A 20,627-nucleotide genomic window follows, 5' to 3' on the forward strand; every position below is an offset into this window, starting at 1 on the left:
CACACGCCTGCCTGGTTAGCCTAAGGTAATTAGATCATGGAAACTAGCAAGGGCCATTCTTTCGCAAACGAGCTGTCGATCATGGCGGTGCGTCTGATCCGGTGGCTACGGGCCGCGGACACCGGCTCGGCGCTTTCGGACCCGCTGACATCGGCGATGGCGGTGATTGTCCACTCAGGCGGAATCGCACCCTCCGCCCTGGCCGAACTGGAGCAGGTGCGCCGGCCGACGATCACCAAGGTTGTAGACGAGTTGGTCTCCCGCGGGCTCGTGCGACGGGAACGTCACGCGACCGACGGGCGCGCAACGATGGTGGTGGCGACCGAGGAGGGGTTGGCGCTTTGGCGCGCTGGACAGCTGCGCGCGACCGCGCCGCTCGCTGAGCGGATCGAGGCTCTCGACGCTGACGAGCTGCGGCGCTTCGAGGAGGCGCTGCCGCTGTTCGCGCGCATCATGGAGCCGCCAGCGCCGTGAGCGTACGTTGAGCGCCTGAACGTATGTCCACTATCAGGCTAGATCGAACACCGCCTGGATGTCCACTTGTGGGTCGCCTCCCAAGCTTTTCCGGAGCGCAGTTAGTGGTGTAGCAGGGGTGGAGTTGGCCCAGCACCGGCAACCCAGTAAGGTGCCGCCGTGATGCCCAGCCTGACGAACCTCGATCGCCCCATGGTTTCGCGCTCCGCCGATCCGCGGCTGTCGTCGCTCGACAGCTACGCCGTTCTCGACACGCATGAAGAGGCGGCGTTTGACGACGTCGCACTGCTGGCTTCGCAGATCTGCGAGACGCCGATCGCGCTGATCAGCTTTGTCGATGCCGACCGGCAGTGGTTCAAGGCGCGGCTCGGCATCGATGCAGAACAGACGCCGTTGTGCGACAGCGTGTGCGCACACGCGATCGGCGAGCCCGAACTGCTGGTAGTGCCCGATCTCCTGGCAGACGAGCGGACCACGGGCAGCGCTCTGGTGACGGGTGATCCCAACATCCGCTTCTACGCCGGTGCGGTGCTCCGTTCTCCGGAAGGGGAGGCGCTCGGCACCCTGTGTGTCATCGACCACCAGCCCCGTCCGGGCGGCCTGGGCGAGCGCCAGCGCACCGGACTCCTCGCGCTGGCTAGGCAGGTCATGGCGCAGCTCGAGCTGCGCCGGACCGCGGCGGCGGAGCGTAGTCTTCGAGCCGAGACGGCAGTTGACAGGGCGCGCTACGAAGCCGTGTTCAATAGCGCCGTGGACTACGCCATCGTGGTCATGGACCCGGACGGGCGCATCACGGACTGGAACGAGGGCGCCACCCGCATCCTGGGCTGGGCCCCCGACGAGATCTGCGGCCAGGACCTCTCCGCCTTCTTCACGCCGGAGGACCGCGCGGCCGGCGTCCCGCTACGCGAGATGGACGATGCGCTGGCACTCGGCCGCGGCATTGACGAGCGCTGGCACCTGCGCCGCTCTGGCGAGCGCTTCTGGGCCAATGGCGAGATGATGCCGCTGCGGGACGCGGAAAGCCGCGCCATCGGCTTCGTCAAGGTGCTGCGCGACCGGACGGAGGCACGCCTGATACAGGAGCAGCTAGCGCTCAAGGACGAGCGGCTGCAGATGGCGCTGTCGGCGTCCGGGTCGGTGGGTCTGTGGGACTGGATGGTCGAGAGCGACCTGCTGCACGGCGACGACAACTTCGCGCGGCTCTACGGGCTCGACGTCGAGCATACAGCTGCCGGGCTTACGATGGAGGAATACCAGGAGCACGTCGTTCCCGAAGACATAGCGCCGCTGCGTGAGCGCATACGCGGCGTGTTCGAGCGCGGTGAGGACTTTCTGGTCGAGTACCGGCTCGCCATCCCCGGCCAAACGCTGCGCTGGGTGGAGTGCAAGGGCCGCATGGTCGCCGACGCAGACGGGCGGCCGCACCGCTTTTCGGGCACCGCCGTGGACGTCACCGCGCGCAAAACCGCGGAGGAGCAAAAGCACTTACTGATGCAGGAGCTGTCGCATCGGGTGAAGAACACCTTCGCCATGGTGCAGGCGGTGGTGTTCCAGACCATGCGTGGCGCTGATCCTGAACTCATGGACAAGCTCCAGAGCCGGCTCGCGGCGCTCAGCCGCGCGCACGAGGTGCTGCTCCAGGAGAGCTGGTCCGCCACCACCATCACCGCCCTGCTCGATCGCGTGCTGCGTAGGGAAGCCGAGGGCGACCGGGTGGAGCTGGACGGGCCGGAGTTCGAGGTGAAGCCGGACGCGGCGCTATCGCTCTCGCTGCTGCTTCACGAGATGGCGACCAACGCCACCAAGTACGGAGCGCTCTCGGCAGAGGACGGCCGGGTCAGCGTGGCGTGGCGGCTGGAGGACGGATGCTTTCGGCTTTGCTGGGACGAGCGCGGCGGTCCGCCCGCGCAGCCGCCGACGCGCAAGGGCTTTGGCTCCAAGCTGATCGCCATGGGCGTTTGCGGCGCCCGCAGGGTGGATCTGGAGTACGGCGTTGCCGGCCTCAGCGCCTCCTTCGAGGCCAAGACCTCGTTCGTCGTTCAGGAACAGCCCACCGGCGCCTAACTCGGTGAGCTACGCTGCGTGACGGGCGCGCGCGAAGGCGGCCATGACCAGCTCGGGCTGGATCGGCTTGGCTAGGATAGCGACCGCGTCACCGCAGGGTTCGCAATCCTCGGGCGTGCCGGTGATGAAGATGGTCGGGATCGCGCCCGCGACCGCACAAATCGCCTGGACTGCGCGGGGACCGGTTCCACCTTCCCGCAGATTTACGTCCGACAGGATCACATCCGGGACTTGGTGCCGCGCCGCGCGCATCGCCTCCTGCTCACTCATCGCGAAGTCGACCGACGTCGCACCCGCCCGCTCGGCAATATCCCCCACGAACTCCGCGATCAGCGGCTCGTCCTCGATAACCAGTACGTGACACATGTATGACTGCCTTCCACGTCACCAACACGCGGGAGACGCAATCAGGCCCACCCGGTGTTCACGCGCCGTTTGTCACGGCCGCGCCTGATGCCGTGGACGAGAGCTAGACGAAGCCGCGATCCCGCGTTGCTCGGGTATCGCTTGCAGCAGCTGGTCGTCGGGCTGAACGAGTGTCCGGAGTTCGGCTACACCGGAGCCTTCTCAATGACGGCTTTTGGGTCTAATCAGCTGCCAGCAGCCCGCTGAACCAAGGCCTGCTTCCCGTGTGTAAGTGCCCGGACCGGCCATCCCGCAAGCGGCCCCTTCCTGCCATCAGAATCGCATCACAAATGCCCAAATCTGAGCCGCTTGCGAAATGGCGAGTTTCGGGCGGCATGAAGCGGATAGCCGCACACATCGTCCAGTTGCTCAAGGTTCGCCGATCTGTTCGAGATTGGCACTGAGGCGCGCTTAGGCCGGGATCCGCTCCCGCTCTTTGAGGCACTTCCTTGGCCCGGCTCACGGCCTGACGCCATCAACCCGTAAAGGGTCCGCTATGCGATGCATGCGGCCGCTTCGCTGTGCTGCGCGGTGATTGCGGCCGTGCGCCGGACACTTCGGGCGCCTGTCGAGCGGGGGCGGTCCCCGCTCCCGGACAGGAGCTACGGAGATGCCGCTCAACCTCGCCCAACGAAACGCCTTGAACCTCGCGCAGACCCTGATGACCATCGTCGTCGTATTCCGGATCGAAGGCAGCAATTTCGGTGTTGCCGAAGAACGCGAGTTCGACGGAGATCCCGCGCTGATCGTTCGCGAATATGATCCGTTCGCGCGCTGATCGCGCGGCGGCCGGCGCCTTTGGCGCCGGTTAGCGAAGTCTTTGCCGGCGACGGGCTATGCCGCTCCTATTTCGGCCGAGGGGCAGAAACTCCATTCCGGGGAGCGGCAAGCGCGTGCGACGTGCTGGCGCTCGCCGACGAATATCGCCGCGCCGCCGAGGCGCTGCTGCCGACCGGACGCCGCGGCTCGCCGCTGTCGCGCGCTCCCTATCGGCTGCTCGCGATCCACCCGATCGAGCTTTACCTGAACGCCTATCTCCTCGCCGCGGGGCATTCTCCGGCGACGGTCCGGCGTCTCCAGCACGATCTCGGATCGCGGGCCGCGCACGCGGTCGGCGCGACGCTGGTGCTGCGCAAACGCATGCTCGCGCATATCGGCCGCTTGTCCGAACGGCGCGAATATCTGAGCACCCGCTATGATTGCGCGCCAGCCGAGACCTCCGAACTGAACCGGCTCGCAGCGTCGCTGCGCGAGGACGCCGAGAAGGTGTCGGACTATGCGCGCGCGCCGGCGACCGCCGCGCGCTGATCCCATGCCGGGGGTACTCGCCGCGAGCGGCGGCCCGCCGTCTCCGGCGGGCCGCCTTGGCCTCGGGCCGTGCCGGGGTGCCGGGCGAGCACCGATCTGGTGGCTCATCGCCTCGTCCTAGCAAGGATGCGAGGTCGGTGGCGTATGGGGGCGGCAGACGCTCGAACGTGACGCTTGATGGGCGGTGTGCCCTGCGGCCCGGGGCGCGCTTGCAATGGCCGATAAGGGGGTTGGTGGCGTTCCGCAGTCGGCCGGTCAGGTCCGGACTCAAGCCTGTGTCGGAGAGGTGGCGATCGTAACCTGCCACGCCGCTTTCTGGGCACGTGCGTGTTCGCGCCACGGTCATTGTCCGCTTGCAGACCGCCCCTGAGGCCTCGTTGATGGCTGTATGGCCGGATACCGGCTTCGCCTCGCCTGACTAGCCGCAACTGCGTCACGGACTTTCTTCCCCTTGGCTGTCCACCCCACGCGCAAGCGCGCGAGGGCCCCGGATGCGCCCATTCCTCGCGAGGCAAGAAAGCCCGCTTTGGCAGTCCTCCGCTGCGCTGCGGGCAAGCTGCGGCGTCATTCGCACCCGGCCTTCTGGCGCCATCGAGGCCGCACGGGGCGATTCTCGAAATCGGAGTAAGTGACATGGCGAACATCGGCAGCTTCAAGAAGGTCGGCGAGGAATATCAGGGTTCGATCGTGACCCTCAGCGTCCAGGCCAAGGGCGTCCGGATCGTCCCGGAAGGCAATCGCCCGAACGACAATGCACCCACCCACCGGGTCTATGTCGGACGCGCGGAAATCGGCGCCGCTTGGGCCAAGACCTCGGCCGAGAGCCGCGACTATCTCTCGGTCAAACTCGACGATCCCAGCTTCACCCAGCCCATCTTCGCGAACCTCTTCGACGACGAGGGCGGTGAGACCTTCAGCCTGATCTGGTCGCGCCCGCGGCGCTCCAGCAACGACTGACACGAGGCCAAGGCGCCCCGCCGGAGACGGCGGGGCGCCTTTCGCGTGCCGGGCCGGCACGCGGTTCTGCTTCGGTTGTCCGCGCGCGGGGAGAGCGCGGTGCCAACCCCGGGCCTTCGATCGCGGGCAGTGAATGGCGAGCCTTTCCGCCGGGAATCGTCCCGCCGGAGCGCGTCGCCGTCGCCATCCGCTTGCCTCTTAATGGCGGCATCCGCCGCGAGCCGGAGCTGCCGGTCGAGCAGGAGATCATGCCCACGCCCACGCCGCTGCCAACCGGTGAATTCGACTTCGACGACTCCGCGAGCGAGGATGCCGCCGCGGCGCGGCGGCAGAGCGACAGGATGCGCGGCGCCGCTCGCCAAGCGTCCCTCGATCGCGGCGATGGGATCGAGTTGTGAGCCGGCTCAAGGTCAAGCACACGTTCCGGCTGCCCCCCGATCTTTCGGCGGCGCTCGCGGACTATGCTGCGCGCAAGCGCGTCACCCAGGCGCTGGTGGTCGAAACTGCGCTCGCCACGTTCCTGTCCGGCGACACCAGCGAGCATCTCGAAGCGGCGCTCAGCCGCCGCCTCGATCGCATCAACCGGCAGGCGGATCGGCTCGCCTGGCATGTCGAGCTGGGCAACGAGACATTGGCGCTGTTCGTGCGCTTCTGGCTACGGAACAACCCACCGCTACCCGACGCAGCGCTCGCCCCCGCTCAGGCCATGGGCAAGGAGCGATGGCAGCGATTTGTCGAAACGCTCAATCGCCGCATGGCGTTCGGACCGCGTCTGAGGAACGAGATTTCCGAGGATGTCAGCGCAGACGAAGCAGCGAAGCAGCGCTAGACGCCCATAGGCGAAGGCGCGAAAGCGATCAGCTTCACCATCGACTCCTTTCCCTTGCGCTTGCTGATCAGCGGCATCGCCAAGAACACGGCCGGCATCGGGCAGCTTCAGCAACTCTATGCCGCCTTCGACGCCGGTCAGGGCCAGGCGCTGGCACCGGTCCTCTACGACTTCTTCCTCAAGGAGCCGCCGACGCTTTCCGGCATGCCCGAGCTGATGGACGTCGCATCGGGCATCAGCGATGCGAGGCTGGAGCGGGTCGCCCGCGAGGGCCGGGACGCGATCGTGGGAACCGCGACCAACTTTCCGATGCCGCAGCTCGCACGCGCGTTGCCGCAGATGGACCTCGGTCCGACCTTCCGGTCGGACGTGCGGTCCTCCGTTCCCACGCTCGTCCTCAGCGGTGACTTGGATCTGCGCACGCCGGTCGAGGAGCAGGCCGAAGCGATCGCCGGGCTTGCGAACGCCACCAGGGTGACGGTCCGCGGCGGCGGGCACGACCTCTTCGAGGCGCACCCCGGCATAACCGGTGTGATCGCCGACTTCTTCGCGGGTCGGCCGGTCACCGCGACCGAACTGACCGTGCCGACCCCGAGCGGACCGGCGGGCGGCCGATGAGCGTCAGACCTATGTCCCGTAGGCTCGCCGCCGCGCTGCTCGTCACCGATCTGGCGTTCCTCGTCTACTGGTCGGCATCGACGCTGCAGCTCGTCGGCGTCGCCAACGCTCCCGCCGACATGATGTATGCCGACTATGTGGAGCCGCGCGTTGTCGCCTGGAACTGGTCGTTTCTGCCACTCGACTTCGCTTTCGTGCTGACCGGCCTTGCCGCGCTCTCCGCATCGCGGGGAGGCTTAGCCTCCTGGCGCACGCTCGCGATCGTCTCGCTGACGCTCACCGCGACCGCCGGCGGCATGGCGGTAAGCTACTGGACGCTGCTGGCTGAGTTCGACCCGGCGTGGTTCCTGCCCAATCTGGCTATCCTGCTCTGGCCGTTTGCCTTCCTGCCCGACCTCGTCCGGCAGGAAGGTGCCCTGTCCTCTGACCCAAGCTCGCCCGCACGTTCTGGCGATCCGGAATGACAAATCAACCGGCTCGGAAGCGAGCCGACTGAGGAGGCAAGACGTGAATGATGGTTCGACCGACGCTGACACCAAACTGACCTTGCCCGCCGACCTGACCGCGGAACTGGGCGGTTACGAGTGGGAGCGGGACGACGCGGGCGAGTCGGGCGCGATCGTCGTTCGGCTGCATGGCCGGCGCGGCGCACCCGATCTTTACCTCAAGCATGGAGGCGGGACGCTGACCGAGGACCTGCTCGCGGAAGCGGACCGCCTTCGATGGCTTGCGGGGCGGCTGCCCGTCCCAGCGGTCGTGCAGTTTCGCCATGCCGCCGACGAGGCGTGGCTGCTGACAGAGGCGCTGCCCGGCGAAACGGCATGCGAACTGCTTGAAGCCGGGACTGATGCCGACGCGCAGACGCGCGTCGTGGAGGCGATGGGGCGGTTTCTCCGGACCGTCCACTCGATCCCCGTCCAGGAGTGCCCGTTCGACAGCGGCCACGTCGGCCGGCTCGCGCACGCGCGCCGGCGCATCGATGCCGGGCTGGTCGACGAGGACGACTTTGACGGGGAGCGGGAGGGCTGGACCGCTGAACAAGTGTGGCAGGCTCTCCAGGAAGCTGAGCCGTTCTCTTCCGACTTGGTGGTCACGCACGGCGACTTCTCGCTCGACAACGTCTTGATCGCCAATGGCAGAGTCGTGGGGTGCATCGACGTCGGACGTCTGGGCGTCGCCGATCGCTACCAGGATCTCGCCATCGCTTGGAACTGCCTCGAGGAGTTCGGTCCGGCGCTACAGGCACAGTTCTTGGCAGCTTACGGCGTCACGAAGATCGACAGAGGTAAGCTCCATTTTTACCGGATGCTCGATGAGCTATTTTGAGTGTGTTCGGCTGCAAAACGCGGGGTTAGCTCTGACCCAATTTCGCTCATTCAAAGCGCTAACTTAGCTTGCGCTAAGCGGCCATTTGTTCAGGTTGATGACCGTGACGGCTTACATCTTGAGGCGCAACGTGCCGCCAACAATCCGCGGATCGCTTGGGCTGCCGATAATCAGGTCCGTGTTGCCCGCCTAGCGCGTCATGTTTTGGGTGTAACCGGCGTCGAGCCGGTTGCGCGTCCAGACGATTACCTCCGTCGCGTCTAAAAGGCAGTAGCCAACTGGTATCGGTGAGGTGGCATTCGCTGATCGTGGTGAAGCGCGACAGGCTGGGTTCACCGATGAACCCGCTGCGCGAGGCGCTGTCGACATGGACGAACACCTCCCCCCCCCTGACCACCGGGCGGACATAATCGAGCCCAGCCGTAACCGCGATCCGTGGCAGGGACGCCAGGCGGCGGCCGATTAGACTGCGCCGCTTCGTAGCGGAGGTCTGCACCTAAGTGGACATAGGCCGGCGGGATAGTTGGTGTACTCGCCGTCGAAATAGGCGACGCTGCCGCGGATGCTGAGCCCCGCACGATGATAGCGATCTGGTTCGATACGCTTTCGTTCGCCGTCACGTCAAAGTGTCGGTGTTTGCTTTCCAGCTCTTCGATCAGCAGGAAAGGTTGAATCAGGCGCGAACTGCGCGCCCCAAGAAACCTTTCGTTTTCTGACGCTCGTTGCAGCCAGGATGCGCCTTACCCGTGAGGCCGGCCATCTTGCTATCGCTAATGATGCCCGCGACACGAGTCGAACAGGCCTCGTCGGTCTCGATCGATGCCATTGCGCACACGATGCATCCGCTGGCGGTGGCGGCAAAGGCGCGGCGCTGGGCCGTACAGATGCCGACCGCCCGCCAGCCGACCGCGCGCGCCTATTACGATACGGCCACAGAGCGGAAGGTACTGCATCTTGATCCCGCGACCGGCGCGATCATCGCGCCCGAGCGCACGCTGGGCGCGACCGGCTTCTTCTATCCCTTTCACTTCAGCCTGTTTATTCACCATTGGGATCTGGGCGAGTGGCTGGCCGGGCTGGCGGCGCTGGCGATGATGGTGATGTGCGTGTCGGGTGTCGTCATCCACCGGCGCATTTTCGCGGACTTCTTCACGCTCAGGATCGTACGCAAGACACAGCGGACCACGCTCGACCTCCACAACGTGACCGGCGTCGTCGGCCTACCGTTCAATTTCCTGATCGCGTTCACCGGCCTCGTCATCTTCATGGGTGTGTACCTGCCCGGCATCCGCGACGTCCTGTATCCCGGCGAACCGGCTGCATTCGTCGCCGAAGCCTATGGCACCCCGCGGATACCGGCGCTCAAGCAACCGGCGGAGCTCGTGCCGCTCGGCCCGATGATCGCTGAGGCACAGCGTCGCTGGAACGGCGCTGCACCGGCCAGCGTGCTGATCTTCAACCCGGGTGATCGCGGCGCGTCGGTGATGGTCAATCAGGATACGTCGTCCCGTGTGACGATGGACGCGAATACGGTGATGTTCGAGGGTGCAACCGGCCGCGTGATCGCCGGACCGCATCGCTACAGTCCGACGATGATGACCTTCGGTTATCTGTCGGGAATGCACTATACGTGGTTTGACCATGCTACCCTACGCTGGCTCTACTTTATCAGCGGGCTGGCGGGCTGCGTGCTGATCGCCACCGGGTTTCTGTTCTGGATCCAGTCGCGGGCCAAGCGCCATGCCAAGGCCGGCGTGCGCGGCATGGTGCTGGTGCGTGGCCTGTCGGTCGGCGCGACGATCGGCATCGTTCTCGCCTCACTCGGCTTCCTGATCGCCAACCGCCTGCTGCCCGACATCGTGACGATCGCCGGCGTGCCGCGCGCCTGGATGGAGGTTAGGGTTTTCTGCGTTGTTTGGCTTCTCGCCTTCGCCCACGCCTGGCTGCGTCCCGGCAGCGCCTGGCGCGAACAAAGCATGGCGGTCGGCGTCGCGAGCCTGGCTGCCGTGGGGCTTAACTGGACGACGACCGGCGATATGCTGCCCGTCAGTATCGCGGCGGGGCGGTGGGCCGTGGCAGGCGTCGATCTGGTGCTGCTGGCCGCAGGCGCGATTGCCCTGGTAGCCGCGCGCCGTCTTGCAATGCGGGCGCGTGCGGGAAAGGCACGTGACGTAACTCCAAAACCGGCCACGCCATGATAATGACCGGCTTGCTGATCGCTGCGTCGCTGAGCGCATTTCTGGGAGCTGTATTGGTCGCTTTGTCCAATCGCATACACTGAATTTCAGTCTCTGGATCATCCGCTCGTTTACCCGACCGGCGTAGGAACCTGACTTGCGGTGCGCTGCTGTTTATGCTGACCGCCGTACTTGCCATTCTACGAGACGGCTGGGGGATGGGTTTGCTGCTCGCCCCCCTTCTCATCGCTGTCGCAATTGCGACAGTGATAGCAATACTTGCGGCACGACCGGGCTCGCTGCGGCTGCTTGCCTGTTTCAATCGAGCTAATCGCCGGCCCTGACGAGGTGTTTTTTCAGCGATGTTCGTGAAGAAGGTTCGCGGACGCTCAGCTATGCCCGTCATGACAGTCCGGAAAGGCCAGACATCAAGGTGAGGAAAGTCAACTAGCTCTCCATCCAAGTTAAAGCGGCTAGGTCATTCCCCACAGCCACGGACGGTTGCGACACCGCTCGCTACTTCAGCTCTTCCAGGAGGATGGGTACGTCAGGCTGTCGTTTCGAAGACCAATGGCGCCGCATTTGCGGTCGCTACGATCCGACCTCGCGGCTGCCTGGACCCACAATCGGTCGCTCAGGGGCGTTCAGTCCCGGCCCGGAAGCTGCCATTCGTTCAGCCGCTAGGCTGCGGTCCGGGGGCGCGGCCAAACGCACTGGCGGAAAGGCCGGAAGTGATGATTAGTTGCGGTTTTGCCGAACCGATCTATCGACCATCCAGAGATGGAATAGCTGTGCGCCGAGGACGAGCAGTCCGAGTGCTATGCACGTCGGGGTCGCGAGCCCTTCCTGTCCGGGCCGAGGCTGCACGATGGACAGCAGCACGCCAACGCCGATGAGCAGGAGCGTTGAGATCGCCGGGATGAACGCCAACGCGATCTTACGCGGAGCGGACCAAATCACTTCGCCGTCAAGCCACCATTGCATCGGCAACGACGCTTCGTCTCTGAAACGGATGCTTGCGCATCGCGCAATGCTCCAAATCACTGCGCTGAATGTGATCCCTATAAAGATGGTCTTCATAGACGTTCTCCCGATCGCCCAATCATACTGTAGGAAGTACCTTCGCAAAACGGGCGTGAGCGGACGTCCTGCCCGCCTCACAATCAGACATCTACGGCCGATTTCCCTGATTTCCGACTTTGGTCACCCGTTCGCGTGCGCTCAACGTCCATGGGTCAGTCTGGGCGCGACCCGCTTAGACACGCTCCGTGCTCGAACTGGCGTTATTCGCGAGAACCGAAACACTCCCGGTATTCTCAATTGCGCGAGGAGGCCGTTCCAATGGCGATGACCCGGTCCGAACCCAGCCATCCCACGACGGTCGCGGGTCGCGGCGGCAGTGACAGCTTGTTGTCAGTCGTTTCGGCCGCGACAACCTGAAGGTAGCTGCCGCGACGCGTTTCATAGCGCAGAGCGATAGGCTTGCCGGTCGACTGCCACCGCACCTTGATCCGTTTGCGACCTGTGCCGGGTGCCGGGACTACACGCCCGCCGACCACCAGCGACTGTATCGGCGTGTCCGTTGCGAGCAGCAACGTCATCGTGCGACCGCCAGCGGCCGGAACCACGACGATGCGGCGCCACGCGCCTTCGCGGGTGATGCGGATCGTCGGAGACGGCACCGCGTGGTCACCGGTGGGTACGCGCCAGACCGAATCGTTCGCGATGAGCGGCATCGACTCCCTCGCCGGCGCCGCGCCATCCCGACGGAGCATCGCCATCGTCCAAGAATCCGGCCGTTCGAGTGGGCTGACCAGCCAGTGACGGCCCTCCGGATCGGACACACCGTAAAGCTGCGACAACGCGGGAAAGCGCGGGCTGGGAGGCGTTGCACGGATGAACAACAGCAGCGCCGCAGCCGTCAGCAGCGCCGCAAAACTTAAGCGAAGGGGCAGTCCGCCCGCCAAGGGCAGTACGATCGGTGCCGCGAACAGCACGAAGACGCCGATCGCCTCCGGCGTGGGCACGCCGAGCGCCAGGAGCACCGAATGGCCGAAGATCAACAGGTAGGCGAGCGGCAGCACGCCTAATGCCGCCGCGATCCAGGCACCATGCCGAGCGAAGCGGGCGGCGACGATCCCCCCCGCTGCCGCCAGCGTCGGGAACAGGATCAGCGGCGTGAGCGCCGGCGCCAGCGATTGGACAGCGAGCGAGAGGATGAGGCCGACGAGCAAGGTTCCCGCTCGCAACGCCCGCTCGTCGATCGCTTTCGCGAACGCCCACCAGCTCGCACCCGCGGCGGCGACGCCGAGCAGGATCGTGGCGAGCGGCGGGCGGCCGAGCACGATCGCGACCCCAGCTGCGAGAAGACAGGCGAGCGCTACCGGGCCCCTTGACCGACCGTGTCGCAGCAGCGCCGCCGGAACAGTAAGGCACGACGCTGCGACCAGCCCTAGCGCTACTTCATATCGACCGAACGTCGCCATGATCCGGTGGTGCGCGCCCCAGTCGTCGGCGACCCCGGTCAGCGCGTAGCCGAGCCGCGCCGCCACGATCGAGACGAGGGCGCAGGTAAGTGCCGCGACCGCCCCACGCATCACCGCCGTCGCACCGACGCCGCCGCGGATCACGCCCAGGCCCGCAAGGCCTATCGCGATCGCCAGGAGTGGCCATCCGACCCAAGCTGGATAGCGGAACACAACCACCGGCCAGGCATCCGCAAACACCCCGTCATCGCCGCGGACTACCGGTCGAGGATCGTCCGCGACCGCGCGCACGACGGGAAGGACCTGATCGCCCAGGCTCTGGACCGTGCGCGGATCGACGTTCTCGAACGTGTCGCGAGGCGTGTGATAGTCGAACTCACCGTCGAGGAACGCGAAGTTGAGCGCGGGGATGTCGAGGCCAGCGGTCGCGGTCAGGTCCGTCCGGTTCGGCAGCTGCCGGTAGAGAAAGGTCGCTGCCGAATGGGCGAAGCGGTGGCCCGCCGTCGCGCGGTACTTGGCGACCAGCCCGCCCGACCCAGGCCCGGTCTCGAACATGGTGCCCAGGCCCCGCGTGCCACGCGAGTCGATGTTGATCAGCGCACCAATTCGTCGGGCGCGAGCGGGGTCGGCGAAGAACAGCCGCGCACCGAGCAGTCCGGCCTCCTCGCCATCGGTGAGGATCAGGACGACGTTGCGCGCCGGGCGGTCGCCGGCGAGTACCGCTCGCGCGGTCTCCAGCACGACGGCAACGCCGACGCCGTCGTCCGCCGCGCCGAACGATCCCGGTACCGAGTCGGTGTGCGCCATCATCGCGACCGCAGGCAGCTGAGGCATGCGACCTGGAAGGACCGCGACCAGCGTCTCGACCTCACCAGCCTGCACAGACGCGTTCTTGCCGGAAGAGACGCCGACGCCAATTCCGTTCAACGCGAAGACTTGCGCTCCCATTAGGCGGAGACGTTCTGCAACCACTCGCCGCACCTGCGCGGCCTCAGGCGAGCCTGCCGGATGCGGCCTTGAGGACACGGCTCGGACGATGCTCATGGCGCGCGTGGCCGAGAAGGCGGTCGGCGCAGCGCTCGATGGCACGGCGCTGGGAGGCTGCATCGCCAGCCAGGCGAGCCCGAGTGCGACGAGCATCATGATGCCCGCGGGCAGCCAGGTAGTCAGACGAGCCAAGACTTGACCATAGCGGCATGCGAGCGTGATGACGACAGTTCCCGCCGATCGGCTACGCTTGCACGACCCATCTGCAGACGTTCGCAGCCTATTTCCAACTGCCCAACTCCGGTCGTTCGTTCATGTCGGCGGACAAGCGCTCCTAGTTCGCGAAACTCTCCCCGCCCCATCGCCAGGTCTTATACGGCATCAGTTCGCGATCCGGACCGCTGTCAGCTAATGGACAGCCGAGACATAGCCAGACCGGCGACCAGCAATCAGTCGCCCTTCGGCCCCAAGTAGTCGTCGCCGTAAACCGCGCGTCGCAGGTCTCGGTGGAGCGTACCATCGAAGGGGATCACCTGTACCAGAAAGACCGCCGTGATCTTGTTTACCGGATCGACCCAGAAGAGCGTCGAGGCCCTCCCGTCCCAGAAATACTCGCCGAGAGCTCCCCGGTTCTCGCGAGCGTCTCGCGGCTGACCCGTACGGACGAAGAAGTCGATTCCGAACCCTCCGTTGCCCTTGCTGGACAGCCAAGAGCGCTCCGTCACGAGCGGGTCGAGTTGGTCGGTAGCCATCAGCTTAACCGTCGATGGCTTGAGTATGCTCACACCGTCTAGGCTGCCATTGTTCAACAGCATGCGTGCAAATCGCATATAGTCGTCCGCTGATGAGACGAGCCCGGCACCGCCCATCGTGAGCTTTCGATCAGGATTGAAGTTCAACCCGCGCTGTTCCTTCTCGGATGCACGTTGCAACTTTCCGCCAGCACCTTTCTCGTACATGGCGGCGAGCCTGGGGTAGCGATCCTCCGGCTGCGTCCAGGCGGTTTCCCTCATGCCGAGCGGGACGAAGATCTGCTCACGGACATAGCGTTCGAACGGTATTCCCGTGAGCTGCTCGACAAGAAGGGCCTGCACGTCGACGGCCGCGCTGTAGCTCCACCGCCGGCCTGGGTCGGCAAGCAACGGCACCTTGGCAAGTCGGCGGCCGAACTCGGCCAAGTCATGATTAGGGTTCAATGGCTCGAGTCTTGCCCACTCCCTTCCGGGATGATCGTCGCCCGCACCATAGCCAAAGCCGGCGGTGTGGCGGAGGATGTCGCGTATGAGGATAGGACGATCCGGCGCCCGCAAGATCGGCTTGCCCGACGCGTCGAGCCCGGCGAACACTCTGGTCTGGCTGAATTCTGGCAAATAGCGTGCGAGCGGATCGTCCAGGCCAAATCTTCCCTGCTCCCATAACTTCATCAGAGCGACACCCGTGACCGGCTTGGTCATGGAATAGATCTGGGCCAGGGTATCTCGCCGCATCGGGCGGTTGGCTTCGCGATCGGCCTCGCCGGCGATGCCGAAATAGACTTCGCGACCGTCCTTCCAGACCACGGCCGAAACGCCAACGGCGCGCCCGCTGGAGACCATGGCGGCGAGCGCCCGGTCGATCCGGGCCTTATCGATTTGGACTGCAGGGCTTGCTGCTGCAGTGGCCCTCGAGGTGCCCGGCTGCGCAACGGCTGGAACCGTGATAACGAGCGCCGCGACACCAAGAAGAAATTGTTTCACAAACGATCCCCGACGGAAAGTTCGCGAGACTAGCGGTGTCGCGTCCCGCTTGGAAGGTTGCGCGACTGCCTTATGGTCAGTTAGCGAGATCACGTGGGCTGTAGCGCAAAGGCGTGAGTCCGAACGCTCACGCAGAGCTGGCTGGGCCGACCCACAATCGGCCATTCGGCGGTCCCTGAGCGCGACCCCAAACCGGTCGTTCGTTCATGTCTGCAATGCAGCAAGCTCAAAGAGCGCCAACGGCGCAGCAAAACGGTTCGAGATGATCGCGAAGTGCACCGTGCTGACGGAGGAAGGCTAGCGGCTTCGGCTCATAGGGTCGAAAAAGGCCGACCATATCTGCTCCGCAACCTCCTCGGGTCCCACCAACTTCTCCTGCGAGCCCCCGAGATTACCGAACAGACCCTTGAACGCGAGCTCTCCCTCGCCGTCCGTGACGTAAAAGGAGCCGTTCGAGGTATTAGTGGCGCCATCGTCCGTGAGGTGGAAACTGATCTCGCGACCGGTGCGCGACATTCCGCCCATGTAGACCGTGATCGCAGCGGCCTTGCGACCGTCACGGTAGGCGGCTGCCGTGAAGCGGTTGGCGTCTAGGTTGACGATCGAGCCCTCGACGTCGGGTGCCCGCGCCTGGACCTCGGCCACCGAGTTCGCGAAGAACTCTGTAACAAACTCGAATGTCTGTCGGACGAAACGGTCGCGATCCAGATCTGTAAATCGCCGTTCGACCGCCACGTTCGCGGAGCGGGGCCGCGCCACGACGGGGGCCACGTACGACGCGGGCATCACCACCGCTGCCGGGTTGTCCTTGGAGGACCGAACACCACCATCCGCGGCGAGAAGCGCCGCGCGTACGTCTCGCGCCACGTCAAGCCAGGCTTCGTCCCGGTCAGGCCAAGACTTGACAGGGCGATTGTCGCGCGGCGTGCCCCGCAGGTTGGCTAGAGGCGTGTTGGGCCAATCGCAGTGTCGAACGATCACTGGAATGACCTTCGCTTCTCCGCTTGCGTCCCGTTCCAACGCCCTCGTCATCTCGCGCGAGTAGCAGTACTCCGAGCTGATAAAATCGGGGCTCGCCAAGCAGAGTATGACGTCGGCCTCCTCGAGGTAGGCGTCGATGGCATCGTCCAAATGCGCGCCGGCGGGGATGCGCCGGTCGTGGAACGCCTCGATCAGTCCCTCGCGCTTCAGCGTCGCGAGATGCGTCTCGAGCTCGTTTCGAAGATCCTCGTCCTTGTGGCTGTACGAGAAGAAGAGCTTGGCCATTCGCGCACGATGCGCGGCAAGCTCGAGCGCCGCAATATCTCAGTGGCCTGCCGGCGCAATCCTACTCGCGAAAAGCCGTATCGCCATGACCCAAACCCGGTCGTTCAGATCGTATTGGCCGCTACCCAGCTTCGGACACTCATTCATCGGGTCCGCGAGGGTGTCCGAGATCATCGGAACTCGGACTTTCGGCCAAGGGGCGCGGAGCTTGACACATGCTACATCGCAGCGTGGCCTGAAAACGCTGTGAGCGTCAGATCGCGGGCGCCCAGTCGATCATCTGCAGCACGTTTCCGCCCAGCTTCTGAAACGCGCGTTGACGGCAGGAGAAGACGATGATTTGCTGGTCGCGCGCCTGTCGGTGCAATGCGTCGAACATTCGCTCGATCCGGTCGTCGTCCGAGTAGACGAGCGCGTCGTCGAGGATCACCGGCGCGGGCCGGCCGTCGCGCGCGAGCAGGCGTGCGAAGGCGAGGCGGGTGAGCACCGACAATTGCTCGCGCATGCCGCCGCTCAGGAATTCGACCTTCTCCTCCTGCCCGCCGCGCGTGATCGCCTGCGGCAACAGCGTCTTGTCATCGAAGGTGATCGCGACATCGTCGAACAGCAGGCCGAGCAACGGGCGCAGTTCGTTCATCACCGGCTTCAGGTAGAGATCGCGCGCGCCCGAACGAGCCGCTTCCAGCGACTCCGTCAAGCGAGTCAGCACGGCAATCTCGCGCTCGAACGCCGCGACGCGGGTGCGCGCGGCGGACAGGGCCTCGGTCGTCTCGCGCCACATCTCCTCCACCGCGTCGTCGGATCGCGTCGTGATGCGCGCGTTCAGGCCGGCGATCGTCTCAAGCAATTGCTGAATCTCGGTGGCGGCGGCCTGTTCGACCGAGCGCAGGCGGCGCAGCGTCGCGTCGGCCGCGTCCAGATCGAGCGCCGCGGCCTGCCGCGCCTCGACCTCGCGCTCGGCATCCGCCAGCGCCGCGGCGCGCGCTGCGAGACCCTTCGCCAGCGCCTGTCCCTTGGCGTCACGATCGGTCGCGGGGCCGAGGATCGCGATGATCTGCTCGTCGCGCGTCTGTAGCCTCGCGAGAGCCGTCTCGGCCGCGATGAGGGCTTCGTCGGCATGGGCGCGGGCAGGTTCGGCCGCGCGCATCGCCTGCGTCGCCTCGCGCCGACGCTGCTCGGCTGCGTCACGGGCAATGCGCGTCTCGTCGGGATCGGCCTTCAGCTCGATCGGCGACGGATCCACGTCGGCCAGCGCGGCCACCACCTCGCGCAGAGTATCCAGCCCCTCGGGGGCGATGACCGCGAGTTGCGCCCTCGCCTCGTTGGCCTTGGCCTCGATCGACTGAGCCTGGACCTGCTGCGCACGCGCCGCCGCCAGATCGGCCACCCCCATCGCGGCGAGCAAGGTCCCGCGCCGCGCTTCGGCCGCCGCGAGCCGGCCGTCATCGCCGCCTGCGGCGTTGGAGCGCAGCGTGATCGTGCCGATACCCGGCGCGACGAGCTGGGCGTGGCCGTCGTAACCGCGCTCCTCGCCGTCGCCGAGCGGCGCCCCGCCCATTGTGACGCGCGCAGCAGACGCCGCGTCGTAGGCAACCATGACGGACGGACGCGCGGCGTCCCGAACCGCGCGGATGCGCGCGATCTCGACATCCAGATCGGCCAGTTCGTCGACCGCACCGCTGGGCACCCGGACCCCGGCGAGCCGCGCCACACAGGTTTCGATCGTGCCGCGCACCGCCTCGGCATGCCGTAGCCGCTCCTCCCTTGCCTCGCGCCGTTCGGCCGCTTCGCGCGCCTTCGCTGCCGCATCGAGCAGGGTCAGCAGGTCCCGCGCCGCCGTCTCGTCGGTTTCGGCGGCCTCGATCTCGGTCTGCGCGCGGGCGATCGTCTCGCCGGCCGAGCGGCGGCGCTCGACTGCTTCGTCGCGGCGGCGATTGGCGTCGCGGCTGTCGTCCGCTAGCTGTCGCGCCTCGGCCAGTGCCTCGTCGAACTGCCGCTGTTCGCGCGCAGCGGCGTCTCGCCGTTCGCGTGCCAGATCGCATTCGGCCTGCGCCCCCTTCAGCCGCTCGGCCTGGGCGCGGGCAGCATCGAAAGCGAGCTCCGCTTCGTCCACCGCCTGTCTGCGGGCATCGCGCAGCTCGGGGCTTTCCAGCTCTGCCAGCCGACGCTGGGCAGTGCAGCGCCGGTCGAGTTCGTCGCGCAGTGCCGTCACCTCGCCGGCGAGCCTTTGCTCTTCCGCTGCCAGTTGGTCGCGCGCCTCTATCGCGGCGGCGTAGCGCCCACCCGCCTTGGGTCGACCGGTGGCGGTGACGAGTGTCGCCGCGGCCTGCTCGACGGCAGCCATGATCTCGGCCATGCGCCGACCACCGGTCATCGCCTCCACCTCGCCCTGCACCGATTCAAGCAGGCTGGTGCGGACTTGCAGATCGCTGTCTTCGTCTTTCTTGCTGCGTGGTTCGATACCCGTGAGGCCCTGGCGCACCCATAGCAGCCCCGCCGGCCCGCCCGCGCCGCCATGAATCAGCGTTGCGATGAAATTCTCCGCCTCGTCGGCCTGTGCCATCAGCCGCCCGGATGCGAGGTCGACGATCTTGGCGAAGCGACCGGCATAGAACTGCTTGGTGATCCGGTAGCGGCCATCGCCGACGATGATGTCCGCCTCGATCAGCGGGTTGCCGCCGCTATAGGGGCGCAGGGCGCGCACGCCGCCGGCGGTGCTCGAATGCGGCTGGAAGAACAGGCCGTGCAACGCCTCGAAACTGGTTGACTTGCCGAATTCGTTGGCGGCGCACAGCACGTTGACGCCATCGCCGATCTCTTCAAGCGCGACACCGCGCCCGGCGAACCGCTTGACGTTGTGGAAGCGAAGGGCGGTGACCTTCATTGCGACACCTGTTCGACATAGGCGTAGAGACGCGCCAGCGCGCCGCTGGCAATCGCCCGCTCAGCGGCGGAGCGGGCGGCGTCCTCGCTTTCGGCGAGCAGCGCGTCGGCCGCTTCGCGCAGCGCACCGGCACGATCGATCCGGTCGAGATCGCCGACGTCGCATTCGGTGGCGAGCCCGATCTCGTCAAGATCAAGCCAGGCGAAATCGGGGGCGGCGCGCTCGATTCCGGCCGTCAGAGCTGTGCGAGCGGCAAGCCCGGTGCGGCCGCTCGCAACCACGCGGGCGAGCGTCTGCCGACGATCCCGCAGGTCGGGCAGCAATGCGTCGAGCGCGGCGCCGGGATCATCGTCCGCGAGCAGATGGAGGTCCAGCGTGCGCCACGCAAAGCTGCCGGTGGGTATTGGCGTGACGATTGGAACCGCCCCGGTGCCGGCGATATCGACCAGCAGCGCCGTGCCGATGCGATCGTGCTTGAACCGATCCTGCTCGGGCGCGCCGCTATAGTGCGTGTGGGGATCGACCGCGATCGCACCATGCCAGTCGCCCAGTGCGAGATAGTCCAGGCCCGCGCGACGTGCGCGATCCGGGGCGATCACCTCGCTGCCGAACGCATCTTCGGAGAAGGTCTGGATCGCACCATGGGCCAGGCCGATGCGGATCGCACCATCGGCGGTGGCCGCGCCGTCCATCCATTCGCTGAGATCACGACCCGGCCGTCTCGTTGTACAGGGGGCCGGCAGGAGGACCGCACCGTCCGTCAGGTCGATCGGCGCCGCTTGTGTGGCCAGCACCACATTGCCCGGCACCTCGCGGGCCAACAGCGTCCACAATTCGGTCGCCTGCAGCGAATCGTGGTTGCCTGGCAGGATCACCCAGCGGATCGGCGCATGATGCGCCATCTCTGTCAGTGCCTGTCGGCGCACATCGGCGGCGGGCGTTTCGGTGTCGAACGTGTCACCCGCCAGCAGGATCGTATCGACGCCGTTCAGCCGCGCCTGCTCGGCCAGCTTGCCGAGCACCGCATGGCGGGCCTCGCGCAGCCGGCCGGGGAGGTCGCCGGAGAAATTGCCGAAGCGCTTGCCCAAATGCAGGTCGCTCGAATGA

Annotated in this window: 20 protein-coding genes; 12 read left to right on the plus strand and 8 right to left on the minus strand. The window is 66.2% G+C overall.

Annotated elements, in window-relative coordinates:
- Nucleotides 1–36: 36 nt before the first annotated feature.
- Together RS883_RS14055 and RS883_RS14060 are read left to right on the plus strand one after the other, a co-directional pair.
- The gene (locus RS883_RS14055; RefSeq protein WP_315760807.1) at nt 37–474 is read left to right on the plus strand and encodes a MarR family winged helix-turn-helix transcriptional regulator; all 438 of its coding nucleotides are present in this window, start codon (nt 37–39) and stop codon (nt 472–474) included.
- 162 nt (nt 475–636) lie between these two features.
- On the plus strand, nt 637–2,541 hold the full coding sequence (locus tag RS883_RS14060) for a PAS domain S-box protein (RefSeq protein ID WP_315760808.1): 1,905 nt from the start codon (nt 637–639) through the stop codon (nt 2,539–2,541).
- Nucleotides 2,542–2,550: 9 nt separating this feature from the next.
- Here RS883_RS14060 and RS883_RS14065 read toward each other — a convergent pair whose 3' ends face one another.
- A complete protein-coding gene (locus tag RS883_RS14065; RefSeq protein WP_315760809.1) occupies nt 2,551–2,907 on the minus strand; it encodes a response regulator in 357 nt (118 codons plus the stop codon).
- Between the two features lie 649 nt (nt 2,908–3,556).
- Here RS883_RS14065 and RS883_RS14070 point away from each other — a divergent pair.
- The 8 genes from RS883_RS14070 (at nt 3,557) to RS883_RS14105 (ending at nt 7,984) form a co-directional block, all read left to right on the plus strand.
- Nucleotides 3,557–3,724, plus strand: coding sequence for a hypothetical protein (locus RS883_RS14070; RefSeq protein ID WP_315760810.1), 168 nt, complete (start codon nt 3,557–3,559; stop codon nt 3,722–3,724).
- A 122-nt stretch (nt 3,725–3,846) separates the two neighbouring features.
- Complete coding sequence (locus RS883_RS14075; RefSeq protein ID WP_315760811.1) at nt 3,847–4,254, plus strand: hypothetical protein; 408 nt, start codon at nt 3,847–3,849, stop codon at nt 4,252–4,254.
- Nucleotides 4,255–4,887: 633 nt separating this feature from the next.
- Nucleotides 4,888–5,211 (plus strand): DUF736 domain-containing protein, encoded by a 324-nt coding sequence (locus RS883_RS14080; RefSeq protein WP_315760812.1) that lies wholly within the window; start codon nt 4,888–4,890, stop codon nt 5,209–5,211.
- A 191-nt stretch (nt 5,212–5,402) separates the two neighbouring features.
- A complete protein-coding gene (locus RS883_RS14085; RefSeq protein ID WP_315760813.1) occupies nt 5,403–5,609 on the plus strand; it encodes a hypothetical protein in 207 nt (68 codons plus the stop codon).
- Nucleotides 5,606–6,040: a CopG family transcriptional regulator gene (locus RS883_RS14090; protein WP_315760814.1), complete on the plus strand. Its 435-nt coding sequence runs from the start codon at nt 5,606–5,608 to the stop codon at nt 6,038–6,040. Before RS883_RS14085 ends, RS883_RS14090 begins: the two co-directional genes overlap by 4 nt.
- Nucleotides 6,041–6,094: 54 nt before the next feature.
- The gene (locus RS883_RS14095; RefSeq protein ID WP_315760815.1) at nt 6,095–6,658 is read left to right on the plus strand and encodes an alpha/beta fold hydrolase; all 564 of its coding nucleotides are present in this window, start codon (nt 6,095–6,097) and stop codon (nt 6,656–6,658) included.
- 11 nt (nt 6,659–6,669) lie between these two features.
- Nucleotides 6,670–7,122 carry a DUF5360 family protein gene (locus RS883_RS14100; RefSeq protein ID WP_315760816.1) on the plus strand — a complete coding sequence of 151 codons (453 nt, stop codon included), beginning with the start codon at nt 6,670–6,672 and terminating at the stop codon, nt 7,120–7,122.
- Between the two features lie 43 nt (nt 7,123–7,165).
- Nucleotides 7,166–7,984, plus strand: coding sequence for an APH(3') family aminoglycoside O-phosphotransferase (locus tag RS883_RS14105; RefSeq protein ID WP_315760817.1), 819 nt, complete (start codon nt 7,166–7,168; stop codon nt 7,982–7,984).
- Nucleotides 7,985–8,657: 673 nt separating this feature from the next.
- Here RS883_RS14105 and RS883_RS14110 read toward each other — a convergent pair.
- Nucleotides 8,658–8,810 (minus strand): hypothetical protein, encoded by a 153-nt coding sequence (locus tag RS883_RS14110; protein ID WP_315765230.1) that lies wholly within the window; start codon nt 8,808–8,810, stop codon nt 8,658–8,660.
- Between RS883_RS14110 and RS883_RS14115 the strand changes: the two genes are divergently transcribed.
- Together RS883_RS14115 and RS883_RS17150 are read left to right on the plus strand one after the other, a co-directional pair.
- Entirely contained in the window at nt 8,761–10,182 is a 1,422-nt protein-coding gene (locus RS883_RS14115) for a PepSY-associated TM helix domain-containing protein (RefSeq protein WP_315765147.1), read from the plus strand. The genes RS883_RS14110 and RS883_RS14115 overlap by 50 nt on opposite strands.
- A 155-nt stretch (nt 10,183–10,337) precedes the next feature.
- Nucleotides 10,338–10,505 (plus strand): hypothetical protein, encoded by a 168-nt coding sequence (locus RS883_RS17150; protein ID WP_409977352.1) that lies wholly within the window; start codon nt 10,338–10,340, stop codon nt 10,503–10,505.
- 394 nt (nt 10,506–10,899) lie between these two features.
- Here RS883_RS17150 and RS883_RS14120 read toward each other — a convergent pair whose 3' ends face one another.
- The 6 genes from RS883_RS14120 to RS883_RS14145 form a co-directional block, all read right to left on the minus strand.
- Nucleotides 10,900–11,241 carry a hypothetical protein gene (locus tag RS883_RS14120; protein ID WP_315760818.1) on the minus strand — a complete coding sequence of 114 codons (342 nt, stop codon included), beginning with the start codon at nt 11,239–11,241 and terminating at the stop codon, nt 10,900–10,902.
- A 236-nt stretch (nt 11,242–11,477) separates the two neighbouring features.
- Nucleotides 11,478–13,790 carry a M28 family peptidase gene (locus tag RS883_RS14125; RefSeq protein ID WP_315760819.1) on the minus strand — a complete coding sequence of 771 codons (2,313 nt, stop codon included), beginning with the start codon at nt 13,788–13,790 and terminating at the stop codon, nt 11,478–11,480.
- A gap of 293 nt (nt 13,791–14,083) precedes the next feature.
- Complete coding sequence (locus RS883_RS14130; RefSeq protein WP_315760820.1) at nt 14,084–15,370, minus strand: serine hydrolase domain-containing protein; 1,287 nt, start codon at nt 15,368–15,370, stop codon at nt 14,084–14,086.
- 297 nt (nt 15,371–15,667) lie between these two features.
- Nucleotides 15,668–16,636 (minus strand): toll/interleukin-1 receptor domain-containing protein, encoded by a 969-nt coding sequence (locus RS883_RS14135; RefSeq protein ID WP_315760821.1) that lies wholly within the window; start codon nt 16,634–16,636, stop codon nt 15,668–15,670.
- Nucleotides 16,637–16,889: 253 nt separating this feature from the next.
- On the minus strand, nt 16,890–19,520 hold the full coding sequence (locus tag RS883_RS14140; RefSeq protein WP_315760822.1) for a DNA-binding protein: 2,631 nt from the start codon (nt 19,518–19,520) through the stop codon (nt 16,890–16,892).
- Nucleotides 19,517–20,608, minus strand: a complete 1,092-nt coding sequence (locus RS883_RS14145; protein ID WP_315760823.1) for a metallophosphoesterase family protein — start codon at nt 20,606–20,608, stop codon at nt 19,517–19,519. Before RS883_RS14145 ends, RS883_RS14140 begins: the two co-directional genes overlap by 4 nt.
- Nucleotides 20,609–20,627: the final 19 nt, after the last annotated feature.

Origin of the sequence: Sphingomonas sp. Y38-1Y, from assembly GCF_032391395.1 — a bacterium.
Lineage (GTDB): Bacteria > Pseudomonadota > Alphaproteobacteria > Sphingomonadales > Sphingomonadaceae > Sphingomonas.

What these genes read in the sequence shown, in the direction of transcription:
- RS883_RS14055 (WP_315760807.1), top strand. Translation starts at nt 37, where the DNA reads ATGGAAACTAGCAAGGGCCATTCTTTCGCAAACGAGCTGTCGATCATG.
- RS883_RS14060 (WP_315760808.1), top strand. Translation starts at nt 637, where the DNA reads ATGCCCAGCCTGACGAACCTCGATCGCCCCATGGTTTCGCGCTCCGCC.
- RS883_RS14065 (WP_315760809.1), bottom strand. Translation starts at nt 2,907, where the DNA reads ATGTGTCACGTACTGGTTATCGAGGACGAGCCGCTGATCGCGGAGTTC.
- RS883_RS14070 (WP_315760810.1), top strand. Translation starts at nt 3,557, where the DNA reads ATGCCGCTCAACCTCGCCCAACGAAACGCCTTGAACCTCGCGCAGACC.
- RS883_RS14080 (WP_315760812.1), top strand. Translation starts at nt 4,888, where the DNA reads ATGGCGAACATCGGCAGCTTCAAGAAGGTCGGCGAGGAATATCAGGGT.
- RS883_RS14100 (WP_315760816.1), top strand. Translation starts at nt 6,670, where the DNA reads ATGTCCCGTAGGCTCGCCGCCGCGCTGCTCGTCACCGATCTGGCGTTC.
- RS883_RS14115 (WP_315765147.1), top strand. Translation starts at nt 8,761, where the DNA reads ATGCCCGCGACACGAGTCGAACAGGCCTCGTCGGTCTCGATCGATGCC.
- RS883_RS14110 (WP_315765230.1), bottom strand. Translation starts at nt 8,810, where the DNA reads ATGGCATCGATCGAGACCGACGAGGCCTGTTCGACTCGTGTCGCGGGC.
- RS883_RS17150 (WP_409977352.1), top strand. Translation starts at nt 10,338, where the DNA reads ATGCTGACCGCCGTACTTGCCATTCTACGAGACGGCTGGGGGATGGGT.
- RS883_RS14120 (WP_315760818.1), bottom strand. Translation starts at nt 11,241, where the DNA reads ATGAAGACCATCTTTATAGGGATCACATTCAGCGCAGTGATTTGGAGC.
- RS883_RS14125 (WP_315760819.1), bottom strand. Translation starts at nt 13,790, where the DNA reads ATGATGCTCGTCGCACTCGGGCTCGCCTGGCTGGCGATGCAGCCTCCC.
- RS883_RS14135 (WP_315760821.1), bottom strand. Translation starts at nt 16,636, where the DNA reads ATGGCCAAGCTCTTCTTCTCGTACAGCCACAAGGACGAGGATCTTCGA.
- RS883_RS14140 (WP_315760822.1), bottom strand. Translation starts at nt 19,520, where the DNA reads ATGAAGGTCACCGCCCTTCGCTTCCACAACGTCAAGCGGTTCGCCGGG.